Source organism: Corynebacterium tuberculostearicum (assembly GCF_013408445.1).
Lineage (GTDB): Bacteria > Actinomycetota > Actinomycetes > Mycobacteriales > Mycobacteriaceae > Corynebacterium > Corynebacterium tuberculostearicum.
The window spans coordinates 2339418-2361412 of sequence record NZ_JACBZL010000001.1 but is presented as its reverse complement, the minus strand read 5'-3'; the positions used below and the strand labels follow the sequence as shown (position 1 = coordinate 2361412).

At 59.9% G+C, this 21995-nt stretch carries 19 protein-coding genes; 13 read left to right on the top strand and 6 right to left on the bottom strand.

What is annotated here, in order from left to right; genetic code table 11:
* Window positions 1–33 precede the first annotated feature (33 nt).
* From BJ985_RS11190 to BJ985_RS11180, 3 genes are all read left to right on the top strand, one after another.
* Window positions 34–1155, top strand: coding sequence for an ABC transporter ATP-binding protein (locus BJ985_RS11190; protein ID WP_179387490.1), 1122 nt, complete (start codon window positions 34–36; stop codon window positions 1153–1155).
* A gap of 175 nt (window positions 1156–1330) precedes the next feature.
* Window positions 1331–1948 carry a zinc metalloprotease gene (locus tag BJ985_RS11185; protein ID WP_179387489.1) on the top strand — a complete coding sequence of 206 codons (618 nt, stop codon included), beginning with the start codon at window positions 1331–1333 and terminating at the stop codon, window positions 1946–1948.
* Between the two features lie 168 nt (window positions 1949–2116).
* On the top strand, window positions 2117–3511 hold the full coding sequence (locus tag BJ985_RS11180; RefSeq protein WP_179387488.1) for a GntP family permease: 1395 nt from the start codon (window positions 2117–2119) through the stop codon (window positions 3509–3511).
* Here BJ985_RS11180 and BJ985_RS11175 read toward each other — a convergent pair.
* The gene (locus BJ985_RS11175) at window positions 3508–4017 is read right to left on the bottom strand and encodes a gluconokinase (protein ID WP_179387487.1); all 510 of its coding nucleotides are present in this window, start codon (window positions 4015–4017) and stop codon (window positions 3508–3510) included. The genes BJ985_RS11180 and BJ985_RS11175 overlap by 4 nt on opposite strands.
* Window positions 4018–4220: 203 nt before the next feature.
* On the opposite strand from BJ985_RS11175, the gene BJ985_RS11170 reads away from it, so the two are divergent.
* Window positions 4221–5576, top strand: a complete 1356-nt coding sequence (locus BJ985_RS11170; protein ID WP_179387486.1) for a hypothetical protein — start codon at window positions 4221–4223, stop codon at window positions 5574–5576.
* Window positions 5577–5776: 200 nt separating this feature from the next.
* On the opposite strand, the gene uriH is transcribed toward BJ985_RS11170, so the two are convergent.
* Window positions 5777–6718 carry a uridine-preferring nucleoside hydrolase UriH gene (gene uriH, locus BJ985_RS11165; protein ID WP_179387485.1) on the bottom strand — a complete coding sequence of 314 codons (942 nt, stop codon included), beginning with the start codon at window positions 6716–6718 and terminating at the stop codon, window positions 5777–5779.
* Window positions 6719–6727: 9 nt separating this feature from the next.
* Window positions 6728–8152 carry a uridine transporter UriT gene (gene uriT / locus BJ985_RS11160; RefSeq protein WP_179387484.1) on the bottom strand — a complete coding sequence of 475 codons (1425 nt, stop codon included), beginning with the start codon at window positions 8150–8152 and terminating at the stop codon, window positions 6728–6730.
* A gap of 302 nt (window positions 8153–8454) precedes the next feature.
* Here uriT and BJ985_RS11810 point away from each other — a divergent pair, with 302 nt between their 5' ends.
* Together BJ985_RS11810 and BJ985_RS11805 are read left to right on the top strand one after the other, a co-directional pair.
* Window positions 8455–8979 carry an amidase family protein gene (locus BJ985_RS11810; RefSeq protein WP_236587056.1) on the top strand — a complete coding sequence of 175 codons (525 nt, stop codon included), beginning with the start codon at window positions 8455–8457 and terminating at the stop codon, window positions 8977–8979.
* A complete protein-coding gene (locus tag BJ985_RS11805; protein WP_236587055.1) occupies window positions 8963–9649 on the top strand; it encodes an amidase family protein in 687 nt (228 codons plus the stop codon). The genes BJ985_RS11810 and BJ985_RS11805 overlap by 17 nt, the downstream gene beginning before the upstream one ends.
* Here the strand turns inward: BJ985_RS11805 and BJ985_RS11150 are convergent.
* Window positions 9646–10155 (bottom strand): 2'-5' RNA ligase family protein, encoded by a 510-nt coding sequence (locus tag BJ985_RS11150; RefSeq protein WP_179387483.1) that lies wholly within the window; start codon window positions 10153–10155, stop codon window positions 9646–9648. The genes BJ985_RS11805 and BJ985_RS11150 overlap by 4 nt on opposite strands.
* Window positions 10156–10280: 125 nt before the next feature.
* On the opposite strand from BJ985_RS11150, the gene BJ985_RS11145 reads away from it, so the two are divergent.
* From BJ985_RS11145 to BJ985_RS11115, 7 genes are all read left to right on the top strand, one after another.
* Window positions 10281–11810: an ATP-binding protein gene (locus tag BJ985_RS11145; RefSeq protein ID WP_150851506.1), complete on the top strand. Its 1530-nt coding sequence runs from the start codon at window positions 10281–10283 to the stop codon at window positions 11808–11810.
* Between the two features lie 40 nt (window positions 11811–11850).
* Window positions 11851–13758 (top strand): fructose-specific PTS transporter subunit EIIC, encoded by a 1908-nt coding sequence (locus BJ985_RS11140; RefSeq protein ID WP_179387482.1) that lies wholly within the window; start codon window positions 11851–11853, stop codon window positions 13756–13758.
* 562 nt (window positions 13759–14320) lie between these two features.
* Window positions 14321–14884, top strand: coding sequence for a CAP domain-containing protein (locus tag BJ985_RS11135; protein ID WP_179387481.1), 564 nt, complete (start codon window positions 14321–14323; stop codon window positions 14882–14884).
* Between the two features lie 212 nt (window positions 14885–15096).
* Window positions 15097–15858 carry a LamB/YcsF family protein gene (locus tag BJ985_RS11130; protein ID WP_179387480.1) on the top strand — a complete coding sequence of 254 codons (762 nt, stop codon included), beginning with the start codon at window positions 15097–15099 and terminating at the stop codon, window positions 15856–15858.
* Window positions 15858–17432: a 5-oxoprolinase subunit B/C family protein gene (locus BJ985_RS11125; protein ID WP_179387479.1), complete on the top strand. Its 1575-nt coding sequence runs from the start codon at window positions 15858–15860 to the stop codon at window positions 17430–17432. Before BJ985_RS11130 ends, BJ985_RS11125 begins: the two co-directional genes overlap by 1 nt.
* Window positions 17422–19203, top strand: coding sequence for an acetyl/propionyl/methylcrotonyl-CoA carboxylase subunit alpha (locus BJ985_RS11120; RefSeq protein ID WP_179387478.1), 1782 nt, complete (start codon window positions 17422–17424; stop codon window positions 19201–19203). The genes BJ985_RS11125 and BJ985_RS11120 overlap by 11 nt, the downstream gene beginning before the upstream one ends.
* Before the next feature lie 68 nt (window positions 19204–19271).
* Complete coding sequence (locus tag BJ985_RS11115; RefSeq protein ID WP_179387477.1) at window positions 19272–19892, top strand: GntR family transcriptional regulator; 621 nt, start codon at window positions 19272–19274, stop codon at window positions 19890–19892.
* Here the strand turns inward: BJ985_RS11115 and BJ985_RS11110 are convergent.
* Window positions 19889–20659: a putative hydro-lyase gene (locus BJ985_RS11110; protein ID WP_179387476.1), complete on the bottom strand. Its 771-nt coding sequence runs from the start codon at window positions 20657–20659 to the stop codon at window positions 19889–19891. The two genes, BJ985_RS11115 and BJ985_RS11110, sit on opposite strands and share 4 nt — an antisense overlap.
* The gene (locus BJ985_RS11105) at window positions 20659–21822 is read right to left on the bottom strand and encodes an NRAMP family divalent metal transporter (RefSeq protein ID WP_179387623.1); all 1164 of its coding nucleotides are present in this window, start codon (window positions 21820–21822) and stop codon (window positions 20659–20661) included. Before BJ985_RS11105 ends, BJ985_RS11110 begins: the two co-directional genes overlap by 1 nt.
* Window positions 21823–21995: the final 173 nt, after the last annotated feature.

The window sequence follows — 21995 nt, the reverse complement described above, 5'->3', positions numbered from 1 at the left end:
CTCCCCTTCCCCACTAGTTTCTGAAAGGTAACCATGGCTACTGTCACCTTCGATGGCGCAAGCCGCATCTACTCCAAGGACGCGGAACGCCCTGCCGTTGACCGCCTCAACCTGGATATTGCCGATGGCGAATTCTTGGTCCTCGTCGGCCCATCCGGCTGCGGTAAGTCCACCAGCCTGCGCATGCTGGCAGGTCTCGAGCCCACCGACCGCGGCTCCATCCGCATCGGTGGTAAGGACGTCACCGGGGTCAGCCCATCGGACCGCGACGTGGCCATGGTCTTTCAGAACTATGCCCTCTACCCCAATATGTCCGTGGCTCAGAATATGTCCTTCGCGCTGGAAAACCGCAAGGTTCCTAAGTCCGAAATCAAGTCTCGCGTGCACGAGGCCGCGAAGATCCTGCAGATGGAAGACCTGTTGGACCGCAAGCCGGCTAATCTTTCCGGTGGCCAGCGCCAGCGCGTGGCCATGGGCCGCGCCATCGTCCGCGAGCCAGCCGTATTCTGCATGGACGAGCCGCTGTCCAACCTGGATGCCAAGCTGCGCGTGTCCACCCGCGCGCAGATCTCTAACCTGCAGCGCCGCCTTGGTACCACCACCGTATATGTCACCCACGACCAGACCGAGGCGATGACCATGGGTGACCGCGTCGCCGTTCTCAATGCCGGCGTCTTGCAACAGGTCGATACCACCCGCACCATTTATGACCGCCCGCAGAATGTCTTCGTCGCCGGTTTCATTGGCTCCCCGGCGATGAATATCTACGACCTCACCCATAACTCCTCTGAGCTCAACATCGGCTCTACTCGCATCAATCTGGCCAACTACAACTTTGAGGGCGTGAAGACCGTCACGGTGGGCATCCGCCCGGAAGACTGGCAGCTAAGCGATACCGGCAATGGCGGGGCGAAGTTCACCGTCGCGCACGTCGAAGAACTAGGTAACCAGACCTATGTCTATGGCGAGCTTAACGACGCCGCCGGCAACAGCTCCGCCGACGGCGTGCTCAAGTCCTCGACCCGGATGGGTGGCCAGACCGGCATTTTGGTCGATGCCCGCGGCCGCTATGCGGTGGGCGATACTTTCTACGTTTCCCCCGACCCGGACCGCGTGCATTTGTTTAGCACCACCACTGGAGAGCGATTGAACTAAAAGGCGGTAAAGAGGCAGTAAGTTACTCAGTTTCTTATTTTTCCCTTTGCGGACAATAAGAAACTGATATATGCTCGCACGCATACAAACCCGCACAACGCCGTTTACCACGGATATTGCCGGGATTATCACACTCCGCGAACCTTAAAATCAACCGAAAGGTAACTCACTGCCTATGCCTTCTTTCAAGAAGCTTTCTGCCGCCACTCTGGCTGCAACCGCAATCCTCGGTACCGTCGCCGCACCGGCCGCAAGCGCCAAGAGCGACCCAGTTCGCTCCCTCATCTCCCCGGGCACCTGCAAGACCATCACCAAGCTGGCCAACGATGGCAAGCCGGTTCCGGATCCATCCATCCTCCACGATGAAGACTCCGTAAAGCCGTACTTCAAAGATGGTGTTCTGGAATACAAGGTGGTCGAAGGCTTCCCGTACCGCAAGCAGCTGGATGCCGCGGTTGCCGAGTGGAACAAGGCCCTCGACGGCAAGGCTTCCCTGAAGGAAGTAAAGCCTTCCGAGGCTGACGATGACACCGTCGCCATCATCTTCAAACCGGACCCAAACGGCTACGTGCAGGGTGCCGCTTACCCTGACCACAAGATGGTCTTCATCAAGATTCCTAATGCCCAGTACCCAGAGGCAGTCCAGGGCACCATCGCCCACGAGCTGGGCCACATGATGGGCGCGGGCCACTCCTGCGCCGGCGCGCTCATGGCCGGCGCCAACCAGAATCCCATCTCCTACCACGTGACCCCGCTGGATGCGGCGGCTATCATCCAGGGCCAGTTCGACTAAACTGCCTGCCCCTCCCCTAGGCCCAGTACGGTGCCTAGGGGATTTTTCTGTCTTCACCCGGCTACGTGTTGGGTAGGTCGCATTTAGCCGATTGCTTTAGGCAGCGCACACGACCACTGCTAACGTTGCCGTTATTCAAAGATTTGCATAAGAAAAGGAGCCCGCCTTATGGATACGTGGGAACCCACTCTGTCGACCGGCCCGCTGCTAGGGATTGCGGTGGCCGCCATCGCCGTAATTTTGGTGCTGGTCATCTATTTCAAGCTCCACGCTTTTCTCACCCTGCTGGTGGTCTCGGCGCTCACGGCGCTAGCTGCAGGCATTCCGTTGGAGGGCATTGTGCCCACCATGACCGAAAGCTTTAGCTCCACTCTGGGCTCGGTGGCATTGCTGGTGGGACTGGGTGCCATGATTGGCCGGTTGGTGGAAGCCTCCGGTGGCGCCAAATCGCTTGCCGACGCCATGGTCCGCCGCTTCGGCGAATCCAAAGCACCCCTTGCGCTCGGCCTCGCCTCGCTGATTATGGGCTTTCCCATCTTCTTCGATGCCGGCCTGATTGTGATGCTGCCGGTTATCTTCGCCGTTGCTCGCCGCTTGGACGGTCCGGTCCTAGCGTTTGGTCTGCCGGCTGCTGGTGCGTTTTCTGTTATGCACGTCTACCTGCCACCGCACCCAGGCCCCGTTGCAGCCAGCGAATTCTACGGTGCCGACCTCGGCCTCGTCCTCCTCGTTGGCCTGCTGCTTGCACTGCCTACCTGGTATATCTCCGGCTACCGCTTCGGCCTGCTTTCCGGCAAGAAATTCCCGCTGAAGGTTACTGATGCCATCGCCGGCCCGGTGCTTTCGGAAGAAGAGAAACCCCTCAGGCCGGCCTCTGCCGCCACGGTGATTTCCCTCCTGCTCATCCCGATGGTGCTCATCTTCTTCAACACCGGCCTCAATGCCCTGGCGTCCTATGGCACCATCGATGCCGACGCGGCGTGGGTGCGGTTCTTTGTCATGCTAGGCCAGACCCCGATCGCGCTGCTCATCACCGTGCTCATTGCACTCGTGGTCCTGGGCCTGCGCCGCGGCGTAGAAAAGACTGCGCTGGAAAAGCTTGTCGATTCCTCGCTCGGGCCCATCTGTTCCGTTGTGCTCATCACCGGTGCCGGCGGCATGTTCGGCGGAGTACTGCGCACTTCTGGCATTGGCGACGCCCTGGCCGATTCCCTCTCCGGTCTCGGCATCCCCGTTATCCTGGCCTGCTACCTCATCGCCGTGGCCCTGCGCCTGGCCCAAGGCTCGGCGACCGTTGCGCTCACCACCGCTGCCGCCCTCATGGTTCCCGCCGTGGAGGCCGGCGGCTTCAACGAGCTACAGCTCGCGCTCATCGTGGTTGCCACCGCCGCTGGTTCTGTCTTCGGCTCTCACGTCAACGACTCCGGCTTCTGGCTCGTCGGCCGCCTGATGGGCATGGATACGGTCACCACACTGAAGACCTGGACGGTCAACCAAATTCTGATTTCCGTCATCGGCTTTGCCCTAGTCTTGGTGCTCTACGCAGTAGCAGCGCTCTTTTAGGCCCCCGCCTTAATCCAAGCAGCAGCCTTTTGGGCAATCTCCTCGACTGGCCGCGTCACGTCAAAGGCGCGGCCAGTTTCGTCTTCTTCCAGCGGTTCCAAAGTGTCGAACTGCGATTGCAATAGCGATGCCGGCATGAAGTGCCCCGGCCGATGCTGCATGCGCTCATACAGCACATCAAAGTCCCCGTGCACGTGAACGAACACCACGCCCGGGCAGTACTGGCGAATCAGATCCCGATACTTCCGCTTCAACGCACTGCACCCCACCATCGCACCGTCTGGCCTATTCGCCAACCACTGCCCAATCTGTTTCAGCCACGGTTCTCGGTCCGCATCATTGAGCGGAATTCCCGCCGCCATCTTGTCGATATTGGCCTGCGGGTGCATATCATCGCCATCGCGATACTCCAGCCCCACCAGTGGCGACAGCGCCTCCCCTACCGTCGTCTTGCCTGAGCCTGATACCCCCATGACTACGATGTGGCGGAAACAGTGCTGGTTCATGGTGGCTCCTTGGGTTGGGTTCTCATAGTTGATTTCAAGCACGAACTACCAAGTTCAATACTATTCCTTTCGCCGAACTCCTCAGCGCTTAACTGTTCTTCGTTCATTGCTCTGTGAAGTACAGAAAAATCACTTACCATCATTCATGCAAACCTTTGATGGTGAATACCCCATCTTATTCCCTTCTATTCTGAGGACCTCCGATGACCAACAGTTCTAATAGCAACAGCTCTCCTACCGAGGATGCAGCAAGAAGCATCTATAAGGATTGGAATGAAAACCTTGTCTTTCCAGGGGGAATCTCAAGCTATCAAGCTCTAATCGAAAGCCTTGCCCCTGAAACGGAGGATCCTTCAAAAGTAGATAAAACGGGCAATCCTTCAAGAGAAGAAGAAACGAAAAAGTCTTTAAGAGAAAAACTTAAACGAGCGCTCATTCACAGTGAGGACTGGGCCCATTGGAGCGACAAACAAAGGAAAATTGCTGCTCGATATGCGAATGGCCATACTAAAGCCCTGAAAGAAAAGTCGCGCCTTTTCCCCAACGTTCCACAACCCTTTATGGGTGATCTCAGCAATCCCAAGGTCGTAGTAGTTACATTCAATCCAGGCTTTCACGAATTCGTCGACTGGGTTCTGGGCGGTCCCTACAAGAGCGTAGACGCTTTGTGGAGCACTGTTGAAAAAGGGACCAAAAATGAAAAATCAGCCAAAGATAAACTACTGATGTTCTTCTCACGCATGGGGTATACCTCTGACAACGATATCGATCTCGAAGCAATCAATGCCCAGTGCGTACGAGCCAAACGCTCATGGATTGCCGAACAAGAAAAGTTACTCTCCGCTATCAGGGAAATGAAAGTACCCTCCGATATCACGGAGGCGGAAGAAAGCAAGGAGCCATTCGTTCCTTGGGAAGGTGATTTCATACTCCCGTCTCCGCTTAATCTCCACGGTGCCAATGCATTACCTTGGGTGCGAGGAAATTGGCACTGCGACTATTTTGCTAAGTCAGCCGACAATCCAAACCACCTAAGAAATTACGTTCAATCAGATTCTGGAAGTAATCGTTCCGATGGAATCGCACAGGTGGAGCTGTTTCCTTATCAATCCCCGAAGGGCAGTGATGTTAAAGAATTAGCTCCAGAAGCACTGGAACAGTTGGAAAAGGATCCCACTCCTTGGACTAACCCCGAAGACCACCTGATCCCTTCCCAAATTCCTATGTTCGATTATCTCGTAGCGGTACTATCCCAAGTGCGCTCCGAAATTGACTCCAAGGCCTCTGAACGGACGGTGGTCATAGCACGTGGCTCCGCAGCGAAAACCGCAATGTTTAGGCAAGCCGTATTGCGAGCAGGAGGAGATGACGTATCGGTTTTGAAGAAAAGCGTTTACCAGCTCAGTGGTCAAAATTCTTCACTGACCGTGAAGAACCTCAAGTCTCTTGACGGAGAAAAAGTCATAATTGCTGACAAACCCTCTAAGGAGGACTACCAAAAGGCAGCAAATGAACTTCTTGGCAGTAGCGCAGTCCAACTAAACAGTAAAGTGAGCTAGGTTCTTATCTTGGTGGATTTAGAACGACGTAATTTATGCGCGCATCTGCACCATCCCTTAGAGACGGTAAAGGCTTAATTCCCACAGAGGCGCAGACTGTTACTCCTATCAGCACTAAAACAGCCACATTCTGGCATCGAACCGAACATTCGGAGAGCAGAACGTGGCTGAAAGTTGAATAGCTCGCGAGGCGAAGTGACCTAGGCGAGGGTTTTGAGGGCGTCGGTGACAAGCCGCCAGAAACCGGCGTGGTCGAGGGTGGTGGCGACTTGGGTGTGGCAGGAGGCGTCGGCAGGCTCGCGCAGATCGGTGACGGTCATGCCGGTGGTTAGTGCGCCGGCGAGCTCGACGTGGACGGGGGCCTTGCGGGTCTGGACGATGTCCGGATCGATGAGGTAGGCGATGGTGCACGGGTCGTGGACCGGTGGGTTATCAAAGCCTTGGTTGGCCTGGTAGGCCTTGCGGAAGAAGCCGAAAAGGCCGACGACGAACTCAGAGACCGGAGTATTTAGCGCCTTGATTTCGGCTTCGACCTCTGGGGTGGCAAGCGCCTGGTGGGTGAGGTCGAGGCCCACCATGGTGACGGGCCAAGGCTCTTCAAAGACGATGTGGGCGGCCTCGGGATCGATCTTGATATTGAATTCGGCGACTGGGGACCAATTGCCCTCGTGATAGCCACCGCCCATGAGGACGACTTCCTTGACGCGCTCGACGATGCGCGGCTCCTTGCGCGCGGCCATCGCGATATTGGTCAGCGGGCCGGTGGGCACCAAGGTGATGGTGCCGGGCTCATGGGACATGATGGTGTCGATGATGAAGTCGATAGCGTGGGCGTCGGCAAGCGCGGTGCTTGGCTCCGGAAGTTGGACGCCCTCGACGTCCATGCCGGTGGAGCCGTGGATGGCCTCAGCAACCTCGACGGGGCGCACGAGTGGGCGATCGCAGCCGGCATAAACCGGAATCTCAGGGTGACCAGCGATTTCCTTGACCACCAGGGCGTTGTGGGAGACCTTGTCCAAGGTCTGGTTGCCGCCCACGGTGGTAATGCCGAGCAACTCAATGGTGGGATTGCCCAAGGCTAGGAGCAGGGCCACCGCATCATCGTGGCCGGGGTCGCAGTCCAAAATGATTTTTCGCGTCATGCCACGAGCCTACTTTCGGGCGTTGACGGCCGCCACGGTGTCATCGATGGACTCTGGGCGCGGAATGAGGAAGGACAAGGCAAGGGCCGCAAGCAGGATAATGACGCCGGCAATCATGCCCGCGCGGTAGCCGTGCTCGAAAGAACCGGAAACCGCGAAGAGCACGGCAAAGGACAGTCCCGCGCCGAGGTTGAAGGCACCGGCGTTCATGCCGGGCAGGTAGCCTTGGTTATCGGCCGGTGAGAGCACAATACCCAGTCCGTTGAGCATGATATTGGCAATGCCGGCGTAGGTTACGCCCAAGAAAATGGAGACGAAGAGCAGGGTCCATGCGTTCGGGGCGCCGACCACGAAGATGGAAATAATCAGGCCGACGACCGTGCCGATGAGGCCGGTTTGCAGGACGTACTTATATCCCAGCTTGGACGCCATCCAACCGGCAATCGGGCCAAAGACCAGGCCAGCGAGGGCGTACGGAGTAAGGGTGACCCAGGAAATGGTGCTGGCGGAAATGCCGGCACCGGCGTCCGTGTCCTGGCCGAGGTTTGGGATGAGGCCGTTCATTACTGCAAAGACGCCGGTCATGGTGAGCAGCGTGGTAGAAAGCAGCGCCCAGGTGCGGCGCTGCTTCAGGTAAGCCACCGGTACGAGCGGGTCGGCGACCTTCTTCTCCACGTTCCAGAAGGCCCAGAAGCCAGCGGCGCCAATGAGGATGAGGATGATGACGAGGAACCAATTGGCCTCGGCAAGCTTGCCGGCCTCGTTGAACGCGGTGAGAACGCACCCCAGCGCCACGGCCAGGGGCAGCACGCCCGCCCAGTCCATGCGCGGGGTTTCGGTGGCCGTGGATTCCTTAGTGAATACCTGCACTGCTACTAGCGCGATGGCGCATAGTACTGCCATGGTCCAGAACACCGAGCGGTAGCCAAAGTTGCCCGCCAGCCAGCCGCCGGCCAGCGCATCCACACCGGCAATACCCCCATTTACCGAGGTCACAATGCCCAGCAGCAGTGCGTACTGCTTCTCATTGAGCACCTGCTGGCGCAGCATGATGAGGCAGAGCGGGACGGTCGGTCCGGCCACGCCCTGGATGATACGGCCGATAAGCAGCACGGCGACGTTCGGCGCGACGGCGGAAGCCACGCAGCCCAGCGCAGCAACGCCCATCATGCCGACGAGAACCTTCCTGCGACCGATAAGGTCGCCCCAGCGCGGAAGGAAGAGCGAGAACAATGCCGCCGCTGTAAAGAAGGCCGTCTGTGTTAGGCCAATCTGTGCGGTGGTGGCACTCAGCTCATCCTCCATCGTCGCCAGGGCAGGCGAGAGCATCGACGCATTGAGCTGGAAAGCAAACACTGCCGTCAGCAGTGCGAACATCAACGGAATATAGGCGCTGGGCTGGAGCTTTGGGGGCTCGGAGGTGGTGGAAGTCATGGCTTTAAATGTAGTTGATGAATCTTTCGCTCCATAGTGGGGAGCGTGGCTCAATTGCTTGGCGTTGCGCAGTGGTTTGAGTTGCAACCGATGGGAACCGCTGTGTTCGCCGGATGGCATGAGTCTGGCCCAACGCAACGGGGATAAGGCCTCTGGTCACCGTTACCGTTTGGCACATAACCCACGCACTTCCAGCCTTTGCTGCTACAACGTTCCCCTGATGTACGGTAGTAACATCTGCGTTCTTCTAATACATCGTGAGCGTCCTAGGACGCCGAGGTTGAAAGGACTTAGCTCCCGTTATGTCTACTGTTTCTGATCGCCTGCACCACGCCCAGCAGGATTTCAATGCGGTGATTGCCGTCATCCCGTTTGATGAACAGGCGGTGGAGGAATCGCCCACGCTTAAGGGACAGCCGGTGGCGTTCAAGGACATCGTGGATGTGGCGTTCGTGCCTACCACCTGCGGCACCAATGTGGATGTGGGCCGCATCCCAATCGAGGATGCGCCGGTGGTGCAGCGCTTGACTGCGAAGGGGGCGCTGCCGGTGGCGAAGGCGAACCTGCAGGAGTTTTCCTATGGCATTTTGGGCGATGCCTCGGCTTATGGTCGCGTGATCAACCCGCGCGATCCGGAGGTGTGCGGCGGGGGTTCGAGCTCCGGTTCGGCGGCGCTGGTGGCTTGCGGAGCGCTGCAGCTTACGGTGGGCTCTGATAGCGCCGGCTCGGTGCGCGTGCCGGCCGCATGCCAGGGTGTGCTGGGGTTCAAGCCCACCTTTGGGGTGATTCCGGTCGAAGGCGTCTTCCCCTTTGCCCCCGAGCTTTGATTGCATTGGTTTCTTTGCCAGCTCGATTGACCTGATTGAACAGGCTTTTATTGCCACTGCGGATGAGGATCCGGCCGCAGCGCAGGACGTTTCCGCTGTTGATGTCACGGCCCTTAAGGCCAAGGGCGAGCGCTTCGCCGATCTTCTGGCGGCGCTAGAACGATCAGACTTTGAGTTCACCGAAGGTGCGGACTTGGAAGACACCATCGCCGCCACGGCCGAGCTCTACGAGCCGATGCGCTTGAAGGAGGTCTATGACGTCCACCGGCCGTTGCTGAACCAGCGCGATAAGTACCAGGAGGTGATTCTGCAGCGGGTGCTGGGCGGGGAAAATATCAGCCAGGAAGACTACGACGCGGCTGCACGGGGCGTAGAGAAGCTGCGCGAAGACGCCCTTGCCTTGCTTGCCGACGCCCCCATTATCCTCACCCCTACCCTCGATTCCGGTCCCCTCAAGTGGTCTGATATCACCCCGGAGAATACCGCGGAATCGGCCGCGAGCTTGCGGCGGTGGACCGAGCCTTTCAACGTGCTCGGCTGGCCAGCTATTACTGTGCCGCTGCGCGGCGAAGAGGAAGAAGGCGTGGGTGATGCGGTGCAGGTCGTCGGCAAGCCGGGCGAGGACCTGACCGTTCTGCGCGTTGCCCGCGCCCTGCAGGCCCTGCTCTAATCCCCTGCTAGAAGGGTCTTTTCCTGCGTGCGCGGCCGCCAATAGGCGGCCTCGACGGCGGTAAGTTCCTTGAAGTGCGCGGAGGTGAGCTCGTCCATCGCTTGGATATAGCCGGGGACCTCTTCACGCGGCAGGCGCAAACCCATGGTCAGGTGCGGAGTCCAGCGCGGCCCGCGCCCGTCCGGGTTTGCGGCGCTGATTTTTCGCGCGGCGATTTCTAACTCGTCGGTAGTCTCCAGCAGCCAGGCCACCGTCTGTTTACGCTTGGTGCCAAAAATAACGTTTCCTACCCGCCGGAAATCCGCGGGGATAACGGCCGGCAGCAACTGGGCCGCCAAGTCCACCACTTCCGGCTGCATGTGCGGCGAAAAGGTGACCGTAATGTGCGGGCGTTGCTGCTGGACAGGAAAGCCGCGCTCAGCTAGGCCCGCAAAGATGTCGCGCACCTGATCTTCCTGCTTTTGCGGCAGGTAGAGCAAGATATTATCCGGCGATGCTTTACTCACGAGCGAGCGTTCCCTTTCTGTTGCGAAGTGCCTCCAGCGTACCGTTCATCACAATGAGCGAGAAGCCCCTTCCCCCTCATTAAAAAATCATTGCTACTTTGCAATGAGGGTTTTATAATGACGCCATGGGTTGGGATGCAATTAGCCTCCGTGAGGCACTTGAGCAGCTGCGGCTTTTTGGCGATGACCGCACGATGCTGGAATGTAAGCGCTCCTTCCTTCGCGCACCGCATGATTTGGCTCGCACCATATGTGCTTTTGCAAACATGCCAATGGGCGGTGACATCCTTTTGGGCGTCGATCAGAGCCTCAACTTTGCCGCCACCGGCGTCGCGCACCCTGCACAGGTAGAAAAGGCTGTGGCGGACCAAGCAAGAACGCTAATAGAACCTGCGCCCCAGCTCTCTTTTACCCACATCAGCATCGATGAAGCGGTAGTAATCGCAGTGACGGTAGCGCCCCTTTCACCCATGCTTAAACCAGCCCGCATCAAAGGAGAGGCCTACCTACGGCAAGCGGATGGCAATTATGTGATGGGGCCTAACGACTTGCGCATCCTCGAGGTGGCGGCACTCCACGAATCTGAGCAAGAATTTTATGACCAGCAGACAGTGCCTGGCAGCGACCTGCGGGACATGGATGAAAGCATTACGGCAGAGGCGCTACGCGCAGCCCGCTCACGCAGTAGGCGCCTATCCACCATCACGGAGGACAAGCGCCTCCTCGAGGTACTTGGCGCAACCGTAAACGGGCAACTGACCGTAGCCGGAAATTATGCCCTCGGCTTCTTGCCGCAGGGAAAAGTACCTGCCCTCGGGGTAACCGCGGCGGTGCAGCTTCCGCGGGAGCACGCCGCGCGCACGCGGAACCTCACCCATTTCGACGGCCCTCTACCCGCTCTCCTCGATGATGTGGTGGATTGGCTGCGTGCCAATCTGCAGGCCGACCTGCGCTATGCGGAAAGCGGTCATGTGGAAGAGATCCCGGAAATTCCGCCGGCCGCCCTTCGGGAGGCTGTAGCCAACGCGTTAGTGCACCGGGATTTAGGACCGCACACGCGAGGCGTGGGAAAAAGAATTGAGGTTCGCATCACCCGGCAGGCAGTGATCATTACTAGCCCTGGTGGGCTGCGAGGGGTCTCGGTCTCCCAATTGACCAGCACCACCTTATCCAAAGCTGCAGTAAATCAGCGCCTTTATGAGCTTGCCAAACTAGTTCGCACCAGCGAAGGACACCCGGTCATTGAAGGCGAGGGCGGAGGAATCCGAGAGATGATTCGTGCCTGTTTAGATGCAGGCCTAGCTGCACCGCGCCTTATAGATACTGGCACCGAGTTTCGTGTCATCTTCCCCCGCACCAGGCCTGATAGCCCGCATCGGGTTTCTGCCCGTGCCGCGATGAGAGCAGTGGAAGCCAGCGTAGAGGACGAGCTTAGTCAGCTGGGTAAGAACGTTCCGCAAGTTTTTCACAGTATGCAGCTCGGCGCGGAGGCGGACTATGCTCCCGCCTTAAGCCTTCACGAGATCGCGGAACGCACCCAACTCAGTACCGGGCAAGCGCGCTACGCACTCAAGGCCTTGGAGAGGAAGGGCTGGATTGTCATGCGGGGCCAGCGTGGCTCGCAACGCACGACTTACCAGATCCGCAGAGAATAGACGCACCGGCTCTTGTGCCAACGCAAACGATTGCCGTTTAATGAGAACCATGAGCACTACAGAGTCATCGCCCCTCATCCTCGCCATCACGGCGTGTCCGACGGGCATCGCGCATACCTATATGGCGGCCGAGAACCTCGAGGCCGCAGCCCAAGAACTTGGCTACCGCATCAAGATTGAAACTCATGGTTCCATCGGCGTCGAGGGAGCCTTTAGCAAGCAAGACATCGAGGAAGCCGACGCCGTTGTCATTGGTGCCGATACGGTCATTTCCAAGGACCGCTTCCACGGCAAGCGTCTCGAGGCCACCGGCGTGGACGAGGCCATCAAGCATCCGAAGGAACTGCTCAGCAGGTCCTTGAGCGCCTCGCGCTGGGAGGGCTCTTCCGAGAAGACGGAGGAAGAGACGCCTCGCAAGAATAGCGTGGGTCAAACCTTGTACAAGGCGCTGATGAACGGCGTCTCGCACATGATCCCGTTCGTGGTGACCGGTGGTCTGCTCATTGCGGTCGCCCTCTCCATCGGCGGCACGCCCACGCCTGAGGGCATGGCGATTCCGGAAGATAGCTTCTGGAACACGGTCAATGAGCTCGGCGCCCTGGCGTTCTCACTGATGGTCCCGGTGCTCTCCGGCTACATTGCGGTGGGCATCGCGGATCGCCCAGGCCTTGCCCCTGGTCTTATTACCGGACTCATCGCTACCACCGGCTCCCTTTACGGTTCTGAGGCAGGTGCCGGATTCTTGGGCGGCATTGTCACCGGTATTTTGTCCGGTTATGTGGCTCTTGCCATTAAGAAGATTCCGGTGCACAAGTTCATCGCACCGATTTGGCCCATCATCGTCATCCCGATTTTCACCACGCTCATCGTGGGGCTCATCTTCATCTTGCTCATTGGCGCACCGGTCTCGGCCGCGTTCGAGGCAATGACCAACTATCTCGCTGGAATGCAGGGCTCCTCCGTCATCGTGCTAGGCCTTATCCTGGGCGCCATGATCGCCTTCGATATGGGTGGTCCCTTCAATAAAACGGCTTTCCTCTTCGGCGGCGGCATGATCGCGGCCGGCAATGCGGCGCCGATGGGCATGGCGGCATGTGCGATTGCCGTACCTCCCCTCGCCGTGGGCGTAGCTACGCTCCTGCGCCGCCGCTGGTTTACCAAGGCCGAAAAGGATGCGGGCATCGCCGCGTTGTTCATGGGATTCTTCGGCATTACCGAGGGCGCCATTCCGCTCGCGGCTGCACGCCCGCTACAGGTCATCCCCGCCAATGTTGCCGGTGGTGCCGTAGCCGGTGCGCTCGCCGGTCTTTTCGGTGCACAAGACCACGTCATGCACGGCGGCCCGATCGTCGCGGTGCTCGGCGCGGTAGATAACGTCGTTGGCTTCTTTATCGCCATGCTTGCCGGCATCGTTGTTTGCGCTGGCCTTATTCTCCTGCTGGTGGGATTGACGCAGCGCAAGGATAAGCCACTTGTTGCAGTCGATACGATTAGCCTCGATAAAGATCTGGGTTCTTCTAGCGAAGAGGTCATTCGCTCCATGGTGAAGCTCACCTCCGCGCGCATGTCTGATGCCGAGGCGGTCGCTAGCGCCGCATTGAAGCGCGAATCTACCCGTTCCACTGGTGTGGGCCACGGCGTGGCCATTCCGCACGCTCGGTCTGCCGGAGTGAAGGTACCAACGCTCGCCTTCGCCCGCCTGCCGCACGGCGTCACGTGGGCAGAGGGCGAAGACCCGACCACCTTGGCCTTCCTTATTGCTGTTCCGGATAACGCTGGAAAGCAGCACCTCAAGCTGCTGTCCAAGCTGGCGCGCAACATCATGAAGGAGGACTTCCGCGCACAACTCCACGGCGCGAAGACCCGCAAGGAAGCTGCCGACATCATTTCCCAGGTACTCTCCCCTGCACCAGCGACTGACAAGGCGGCCGCAACCACTCAGGCCTAAATAGTCTTGCAACTGCAAGCGCTCAGCGATTTCCCCGCTGGGCGCTTTTCTTATGCCAATATTGCGCAGGGATGGGGCTGAGGGACGGTTTCGAGGGAGTGGTAGCGGCAGCGCGGCAGGCTCAAGCAAGATCACGGATCACCCTGGTACCCTCTTATGATCCTTAGATAGCCAGAGAACCACAAGGTTTCTCATAGGCTCTATCAAGAAACTGGCCAGTTTTGCCAGAAGGGGACTTAAAACTAGGCCCACATACCTTAAAACAATCTCATTTCCCTGGGAACCTGAGATATTGGTTGAAATCTACCCCCGTGGGGGCGGGGAGCTGAGCGCCATCACTGAGGGAATTTAGGGGTTTCCTAGCTCAAATCGAGAAATAACTAAGAGGCAATTAGTTTTGCGCGAAATCAACTTCAAGAATCCTAATATTTGCTGGTCAGCTGGATTTTACCCGGTCAGAATTGATTAACTTTTAAGTGAAGGGGAACGGAAGTTAGCCGTTAACACTCCAAGATCCCCGCCTTATAGATTCCCGCTAGGTTCCAGTAGAAAGGTACCGCTCATGTTCACCCCCAAAGTTCACTTCTCCGCCAAGAAGTTCGTCGCTCCTGCACTCGCAGCAGCCGTCGCACTCGGTGTTGGCGTAGCCCCTGCAGAGGCATCGAGCTCTTTGAGCAGCTTCGGTCGCGTGAACCTTCCGGTACCCTCCGTCAACCTGCCTGCCGCTCCGGCTGCCGCCGCAAAGCCAGTTGCTCCGGCCTCCAACCGCGTACAGAGCATCATCAATCACACCAACGCTTACCGCCAAGCACACGGCCTGCGCCCGGTTCGCGCCAACGCCGCACTCAATGGACTGGCTCAGGATTGGGCCAACCAGCTGGTTCGCGCCAATAAGCTCAGCCACCGCCCACAGCACTGGAACTACTACCCTTCCAATATCCCGGCCGGCGGCGAGAACGTACTGCAGGCATGGAGCGACTACTCCGATGCACAGCTGGTTAAGCTCTGGTACGAATCCCCGGGCCACCGCAAGATCATGCTCGACCCGCGTGCCAAGACCATCGGCGTTGGTGTTGCCGTCAACTCTGAGGGCAAGCTCTACGCTGTCCAGAACTACGGCCGCTAAAGATTTCACAAGCTAGGGCCTTCGGGCCCTTGGGCTCTAGCGGGCCACGCCGCCTCCTCCCGGACCTCTTACCCGGGGCGGGGCGGTTTTCTCGTACCTAGGTGGGGGTGCGCACGCGGGTAAATGAAACGTAACCGCCTTCACAAATGGCAGTGGCGAGGGTTACACTTAATGACATTCGAATTGTTCAACAATCTTAAGGACGGTGTTGAATGTCCTCGCTCCATATCGATCTCAATGCGGATTTGGGAGAGACTACTGCAGGCAACCCGGTCGCAGATGACGCGGCAATGCTGGAGATGGTGTCCTCCGCAAACGTGGCCACCGGCTTCCATGCGGGCGACCCGCACTCGATTGCCTGCACCCTCAAGGCGGCAGCAGAAGCAGGCGTGACCGTAGGCGCGCACGTGGGTTATAACGACGCCGCGGGTTTCGGCCGCCGTTTTATCGATTACAACCCGGACGAGCTTGCAGACGAGGTGACCTACCAAATTGGCGCGCTCGACGCTTTGGCCCGCGCCAATGGCACCAAGGTTTCCTATGTGAAGCCACACGGTGCGATGTATAACGCAATCGTGAAAGATGAGGCGCAAGCAGAAGCCGTCATCAAGGGCATTAAGGCCTTCGGAGGCTTGCCGGTGATGTTACTGCCAGGGGGTGTAGCGGTGGACGTCGCCAAGCGCAGCGGGCTTAACGTCATCCGTGAGGCTTTTGCGGACCGCAACTACAACCCCGATGGCACGCTGGTCTCGCGCAAGGAAGCCAATGCGGTGCTTGGCAGTGCCGATGAGGTGGTGCAGCGAGTTCTTGAGGTGGCGCAGACCGGGTCGATTACGGCCGTGGATGGCACGAAGTTAGAGGTGGATGCGCAATCCGTATGCACCCACGGCGATTCGCCCGGCGCGGTGAAGCTGCTGCGCGGCGTGGTGGAGCGCCTGTGGGAAGAAGGCATCGAGATTCGGAGCTTTATCTAATGCACATTAATTTTGTGGGCACGCGCGCGTTGCTCATTGACCTGGATGGATTGAACCAGGTGATGGATTGGCACGCGGCGCTTTCTGCCAAGCCGTTGAAGAATCAGGTGGACTGCATCGCGGCCGCCACCACCCTGCTGCTGACGTTTGAAGCGCCGGATTCGGCGCGCGATGCAGCGGAATTCCTGCAGGACTTCTCCCCTGCCGCCGCGACGGCTGCGGAGGCCCGAACGGTAGAAATCGATGTGCTCTATGACGGCGAGGATGTGGACGAGGCCGCGGACCTGCTGGGCCTTTCGCGAGAGGCGCTCATTGACTGGCATACCTCTACCGAGTGGACCGCGGCTTTCGGTGGCTTTGCCCCGGGCTTTACCTACTGTGCGCCGTCGGAGCCCTCCCAGGCGCGAGCGGTGCCCCGCCGCTCCAGTCCCCGTACCGCGGTGCCGGCCGGTGCTGTAGGTATCGCGGGTGAGTTTTCCGCGGTGTACCCGCGCGTTTCCCCGGGCGGCTGGCAGCTTTTGGGCACCACCAATACGCCGATGTGGGATTCCAATGCCAACCCGCCGGCGCTGGTACAGCCGGGCGACCGCGTGCGCTATCGCAGCGTGGATAAGCTGCCTGAGCTTGTTGATCACTCTGCCCGCTCGAAGCGCGCCCCTGCCCGCTTGCCGCGCATGGAGGTTATCGATGCCGGCCTGCTCACCCTCTACCAAGACCTGGGCCGCCCCGGTGTGGGCGATCTCGGCGTGACTCCCTCCGGTGCTGCCGACCGCGCCGCCGCCGCGACCGCCAATGTGGCCGTGGGCAACCCGCGCGGGGCAACGGTGCTGGAGAATATCGGCGGCATTAAGCTCCACGCGCTCACCGATACCGTCATTTGCGTCACCGGCGCTACCGCGCGTGTGCGCCTCGGCGAGATGCCGGTTCACCTCGCCCGCCCCGTGCTGGTCACGGCCGGGCACACCGTCTCGGTGGATCCTGCAACGGTAGGCATGCGCAATTACGTGGCCATCCGCGGCGGCATCATCGCCGAATCCGAGCTTGGCTCCGCGGCCACCGACGTCCTTTCTGGCCTTGGCCCGGACCCGGTCACCACCGGCGATGTCATCGGCGTGCTACCGCGCTCTACCGGCATGACCGACGCCCAGCTGGCTAACCCACTGCGCGTGCGTGAAAGCTCCGACGGCAAGACCCGCGCCACCTTGCGCTGCGTGCTCGGACCCCGTGATGACTGGTTTGGCGATAATGTCTCCGCCTTCCTGGATACCGAGTGGACCGTCACCTCGGATTCCAACCGCGTGGGCCTGCGCCTCGATGGCGAAGAACCGATTGAACGCGTCAAGGACGGCGAGCTTCCGTCCGAAGGCATGGTCGCCGGCTCGATCCAAATCCCGCCCAATGGCAAGCCCGTGGTCTTCCTCCGCGATCACGCCGTGACCGGCGGTTACCCGGTCATCGCCACCGTATTGGAAGAAGATATTGATATCGCCGCGCAGCTGCCACCCGGCGCGCACGTGAACTTTGAACTCGTAGCACCCCAAGCCTTGAACACTGGAGAACAGAATGCAGATTAAAACCGTCCTCATTGCTAACCGCGGCGAGATTGCCGTGCGTATCGCCCGCGTCGCCCGCGACCTGGGCATTAAGTCCATCGCCATTTACTCCGAAGCGGACGCAGGTGCCCTGCATACCCAGGTAGCCGATGAAGCTTATGCGCTGCCGGGCAATACCGCGGCCGATACCTACATGAACGTGCCCGCGCTACTCGATATCGCGGTGCGCGCCGGTGCCGATGCCATCCACCCGGGCTACGGCTTCTTGTCCGAAAACGCCGACTTTGCCCGCACGGTTACCGAGGCCGGCATGATCTGGATTGGCCCTTCCCCGGAGTCCATCGAGTTGCTCGGTGACAAGATCGCTGCGCGCCGCGTGGCCGAGGAGGTCGGCGCGCCGCTGGCACCGGGTACCTCCGATCCCATCGATGACTGGCAGGAGGCCCGCGCCTTCGCCGAAGAGCATGGCCTGCCCATTGCCATCAAGGCCGCTTATGGCGGCGGCGGACGCGGCTTGAAGGTCGTGGACAATATGGAAGAAATTGAGGGCGCGTTCAACTCCGCCGGCCGCGAGGCCATGGAGGCTTTCGGCCGCGCCGAGTGCTACGTGGAGAAGTTCCTCACCCACCCACGCCACGTCGAGGCCCAGGTGCTGGCCGATACGCACGGCAATGTGCGCGTGCTCGGCACCCGCGATTGCTCCACCCAACGCCGCTTCCAAAAGCTCATTGAGGAGGCTCCGGCGCCCGCGCTTTCCGACGCCCAACGCAACGGCATCATCGAAGGCGCCCGCTCCATTTGCTCCAAGGTGGGCTACACCGGCGCCGGCACTGTGGAATACATCGTTTCCGAGGACGGCACCATTTCCTTCCTGGAGGTCAATACCCGCGTCCAGGTCGAGCACCCCGTTACTGAGGTAGTCACCGGTACCGATATCATCGCCGAGCAGTTCCGCATCGCGGCCGGGGAGCCGCTGTCCTTCGATGAGGATCCGCAGTCCCACGGCCATGCTTTTGAGTTCCGTATCAATGCTGAGGATATCCTCAATGGCTTTGCGCCGTGCCCCGGCACCATCGTCTCCTTCGAGCCGCCCACCGGCCCGGGCATCCGCGTGGATTCCGCGGTGCGCTCTGGCTCTATCATCCCGCCGTACTATGACTCCCTGATTGCCAAGCTGGTGGTGTGGGGACCGACCCGCGAGATCGCCCTGGCCCGCGCCCGCTTTGCCCTACGCGAGTTCACCGTCACCGGCGTGCGCACCGTACTGCCGTTCCACCGCGACATGATGGATGAGCCTGCACTCATCGGCACCGCCGCCCCAGCAGACGATGCCGCTGCCGCCGGCGCCTCCGAGATCGGCGTGTTTACGGACTGGGTGGATCACAACTACCGCCCGTCTGCCGCCAACCAGGTGGAAAAGGTCGAGGCTATCTACACCCAGCGCCGCAATGTGGCCGTAGAAATCGACGGCAAGCTGGTCAACGTCGGCGTGCCCGTGGACTTCCTCGCCGCGCCAGGCGCCGCCTCGGCCGGCGGTTCTGCCTCCACCGCACCATCTTCGGCCGGCGCACAGTCTACCGATGACAACGCGGTCACCTCCCCGTTCGAAGCAAACCTCGTGGCCTGGAACGTTGCGGACGGCGATACCGTGGCCGAGGGCGATGCCATCGCCACCGTCGAGGCCATGAAGATGGAATCGGCCATCAAGGCTCCGCGCGGCGGCACCATCAAGCTCCTGGCCGCCGAGGGTGACCGTCTGGATTCCTCCAAGGTCATCGCGACCATCGATTAGCGCTCACGCCACCCTTTTGCACCTCATCTCCAATGTGAGGTGCATAACTTTTTAGTACAGTTGTGGTCATGCTTTCCCAGTCTGTCGCCTCCGAGCTGCGCGAGGCCATCTCCGCCGGCGAGTTCCAGCCGGGCGAGCAGCTCAGCGAGGTCAAGGCGGCCGAGCGCTTTCACTGCTCGCGCAATACCCTCCGCGAGTCTTTCACTAGGCTCGCCGCGGAGCGCATTGTCGAGCGCATCCCCAACCGCGGCGTCTTCCTCGCCACGCCGGACGCAGACTATATCCGTGACCTCTTTGCCGCCCGCGCGGCCATCGAGCCCGCGGCGGTGCGGTGGGGCGCTTTTGCCGACGCCCCCTCGCTCGTCACCCTCACTTCCTCCGCCTTCGACTACGCAGCACGCGGCGAGCACCAGGAAGTCTCCGCCATCAACCAACGCTTCCACCGCACGCTGGTGGCCGCGCTGGGCTCGCCTACGCTTAATGAGCAGATGGATAACCTGCTCGCCCGCATGCGGCTCACCTTCCTGCTAGCCATTCCTCGCTATCCGCAGCTGCATGCGGACCACATTCAAGGAAACATCACCTTGGCCACGCTCATCGCGGATGGAAAACGCCGCGAGGCCGCCACGCTTGCGCATGACAGCCTCATGAATACCTGCGAGAAGATCCTCGCCGTGCTGGACGATTAAGGAATGAGGAAATCTTGATCGCGGGCGTTGGTCACGAGCATCTGACCCGGCGCGTGCGTAATGGCTAGGCGCGGCTTCGATTCCATCACGATGGCCTGCGGAGTCACCCCACAGGCCCAAAAGACCGGCAGGCAGCCCTCTGGCACTTCGCCCGGATCACCAAAATCGGGGCGGGACAGATCCTCAATACCAATGGCCGCCGGGTCACCCACGTGAACCGGGGCGCCGTGAACAGATGGGTAACGGGAGGTAATCCGCACGGCATCGGAGACCTGCGCGGCCGGAATCGGGCGCATGGAGACCACCATGGGACCGGAAAAGACACCGGCCGGGGTGGTGGGAATCGTGGTTTTAAACATCGGCACATTGCGCTGCTGAGCAATGTGCGCGACCTCAATGCCGTTATCCTGCAGCGCAGTCTCGAAGGTAAAAGAGCAACCGATAAGGAAGCTGACCATGTCTGGGGTGTAGTAGGAGGTGGCGTCGGCAAGCGTGGCTGTATGCTCGCCGTTTTCAAAGACGCGGTAGGCCGGAATATCGGTGCGGATGTCCCCACCCGGCAGTAGCTCGGAGGTGTACTGACCGGCTTCCAGCACGCCCACAATCGGGCATGGCTTGGGATTTCGCTGGGCAAAGAGCAAGAAATCGAAGGCATATTCCTGCGGCACGGCCAGCAGGTTAGCCTGCATGAAGCCGCGGGCATGCCCGGCGGTGGTGGCCATGTCATGGCTGCGCGCATACTCGCGCACCTGCTCCGGAGTCTGCATTATGCCCACAGCTCGGTAATGCCGGAGAAAGCCTTGAAGCCGATGAAGATGGTGAGCACCCACGCCAGGGTGCCGATAATCAGCAACCACTTGGGATACTTGTATCCCTGCAGGAGATCGCGGCGGCGCCAGGCTACCCACATCACGAGGGCGAAACCGATGGGCAGGATCAGGCCGTTGATGGCGCCGGCGAAGATGAGCAACTTCTGTGGCGCGGAGTTGATGGCCACGAAGACTACCGTGCACACCGCAATAAAGATGATGGTGAGGATATTGCGGGTGCGCGTCGAGGTTTCCTGGGAGGTCACGAAGGATACCGAGGTATAGGCGGCGCCGATAACCGAGGACAAACCGGCCGCGAAGAGGACTACGCCGAAGGCGCGCAGGCCAAACTCGCCGGCGGCATTGTAGAAAGCATCGGCCGCGGTGTTGTCGTCCGAGAGCGCCACGCCGGTGGCCACCACACCGAGAACCGCCAAGAAGAGGAGCATGCGCATGATGCCGGTGACCACGATGCCGCTTACCGAGGTATAGGTAATGTTCTTGACGTTTTCCACGCCGGTGTGGCCGGAATCGATGAGGCGGTGCGCGCCGGCAAAGGTGATATAGCCGCCCACGGTGCCGCCGATGATGGTGGTGATGACGAAGAAGTCGATCTCGCCCGGCGCGACGGTATTCTTGAGCGCCTCCCCCACCGGTGGCTGGCTGACCACCGCAACGTAGAGCATCAGCAGGATCATGACCGCGCCCAAGACCGCGACGAGACGGTCAAGCGCCATGCCCGCCTTTTTGGAGAGGAAGATGAAGATCGCGATGGCCGCGGCAATGACGCCGCCGATGCGCGAATCGATGCCCAGCATCGCGTTAATGCCCAGGCCAGAACCGGCGATATTGCCAATATTGAAGACTGCGCCGCCGATGAACACGAATACGGCAAGCACCCAGCCCAGGCCAGGGAGCACGGTATTGCCCAAGGTATTGGCGCGCATGCCGGTCACGCAGAGAACTCGCCACACATTGAGCTGGATGGCGATATCAACGAGGATGGACAGCATAATCGCAAACGCGAAGGACGCACCCATCTGCACGGTAAAGACCGAGGTCTGGGTCAAAAATCCCGGACCGATGGCGGAGGTGGCCATGAGGAACATGGCACCGGCCATGGCGCCGAGGCCTTTGGGCGGGGTCTTGTCCCCTGCCTGCGCCGGAGCGGCGTGTGATGTCTCAGCACTCACTAGATTTCACCTTTCGTGATGCAGGTCGCATTAGTTTGTGATGCGCATCATCTTAAAGGTTGCTATGCCTTTTGTTCAACAACTTTTATGCGTTGTGGGGT

Coding starts and splice junctions, on each gene's coding strand:
- BJ985_RS11190 (WP_179387490.1), top strand. CDS start 34: ATGGCTACTGTCACCTTCGATGGCGCAAGCCGCATCTACTCCAAGGAC.
- BJ985_RS11185 (WP_179387489.1), top strand. CDS start 1,331: ATGCCTTCTTTCAAGAAGCTTTCTGCCGCCACTCTGGCTGCAACCGCA.
- BJ985_RS11180 (WP_179387488.1), top strand. CDS start 2,117: ATGGATACGTGGGAACCCACTCTGTCGACCGGCCCGCTGCTAGGGATT.
- BJ985_RS11175 (WP_179387487.1), bottom strand. CDS start 4,017: ATGAACCAGCACTGTTTCCGCCACATCGTAGTCATGGGGGTATCAGGC.
- BJ985_RS11170 (WP_179387486.1), top strand. CDS start 4,221: ATGACCAACAGTTCTAATAGCAACAGCTCTCCTACCGAGGATGCAGCA.
- uriH (WP_179387485.1), bottom strand. CDS start 6,718: ATGACGCGAAAAATCATTTTGGACTGCGACCCCGGCCACGATGATGCG.
- uriT (WP_179387484.1), bottom strand. CDS start 8,152: ATGACTTCCACCACCTCCGAGCCCCCAAAGCTCCAGCCCAGCGCCTAT.
- BJ985_RS11810 (WP_236587056.1), top strand. CDS start 8,455: ATGTCTACTGTTTCTGATCGCCTGCACCACGCCCAGCAGGATTTCAAT.
- BJ985_RS11145 (WP_150851506.1), top strand. CDS start 10,281: ATGGGTTGGGATGCAATTAGCCTCCGTGAGGCACTTGAGCAGCTGCGG.
- BJ985_RS11140 (WP_179387482.1), top strand. CDS start 11,851: ATGAGAACCATGAGCACTACAGAGTCATCGCCCCTCATCCTCGCCATC.
- BJ985_RS11135 (WP_179387481.1), top strand. CDS start 14,321: ATGTTCACCCCCAAAGTTCACTTCTCCGCCAAGAAGTTCGTCGCTCCT.
- BJ985_RS11130 (WP_179387480.1), top strand. CDS start 15,097: ATGTCCTCGCTCCATATCGATCTCAATGCGGATTTGGGAGAGACTACT.
- BJ985_RS11125 (WP_179387479.1), top strand. CDS start 15,858: ATGCACATTAATTTTGTGGGCACGCGCGCGTTGCTCATTGACCTGGAT.
- BJ985_RS11120 (WP_179387478.1), top strand. CDS start 17,422: ATGCAGATTAAAACCGTCCTCATTGCTAACCGCGGCGAGATTGCCGTG.
- BJ985_RS11115 (WP_179387477.1), top strand. CDS start 19,272: ATGCTTTCCCAGTCTGTCGCCTCCGAGCTGCGCGAGGCCATCTCCGCC.
- BJ985_RS11110 (WP_179387476.1), bottom strand. CDS start 20,659: ATGCAGACTCCGGAGCAGGTGCGCGAGTATGCGCGCAGCCATGACATG.
- BJ985_RS11105 (WP_179387623.1), bottom strand. CDS start 21,822: ATGGCCGGTGCCATGTTCCTCATGGCCACCTCCGCCATCGGTCCGGGA.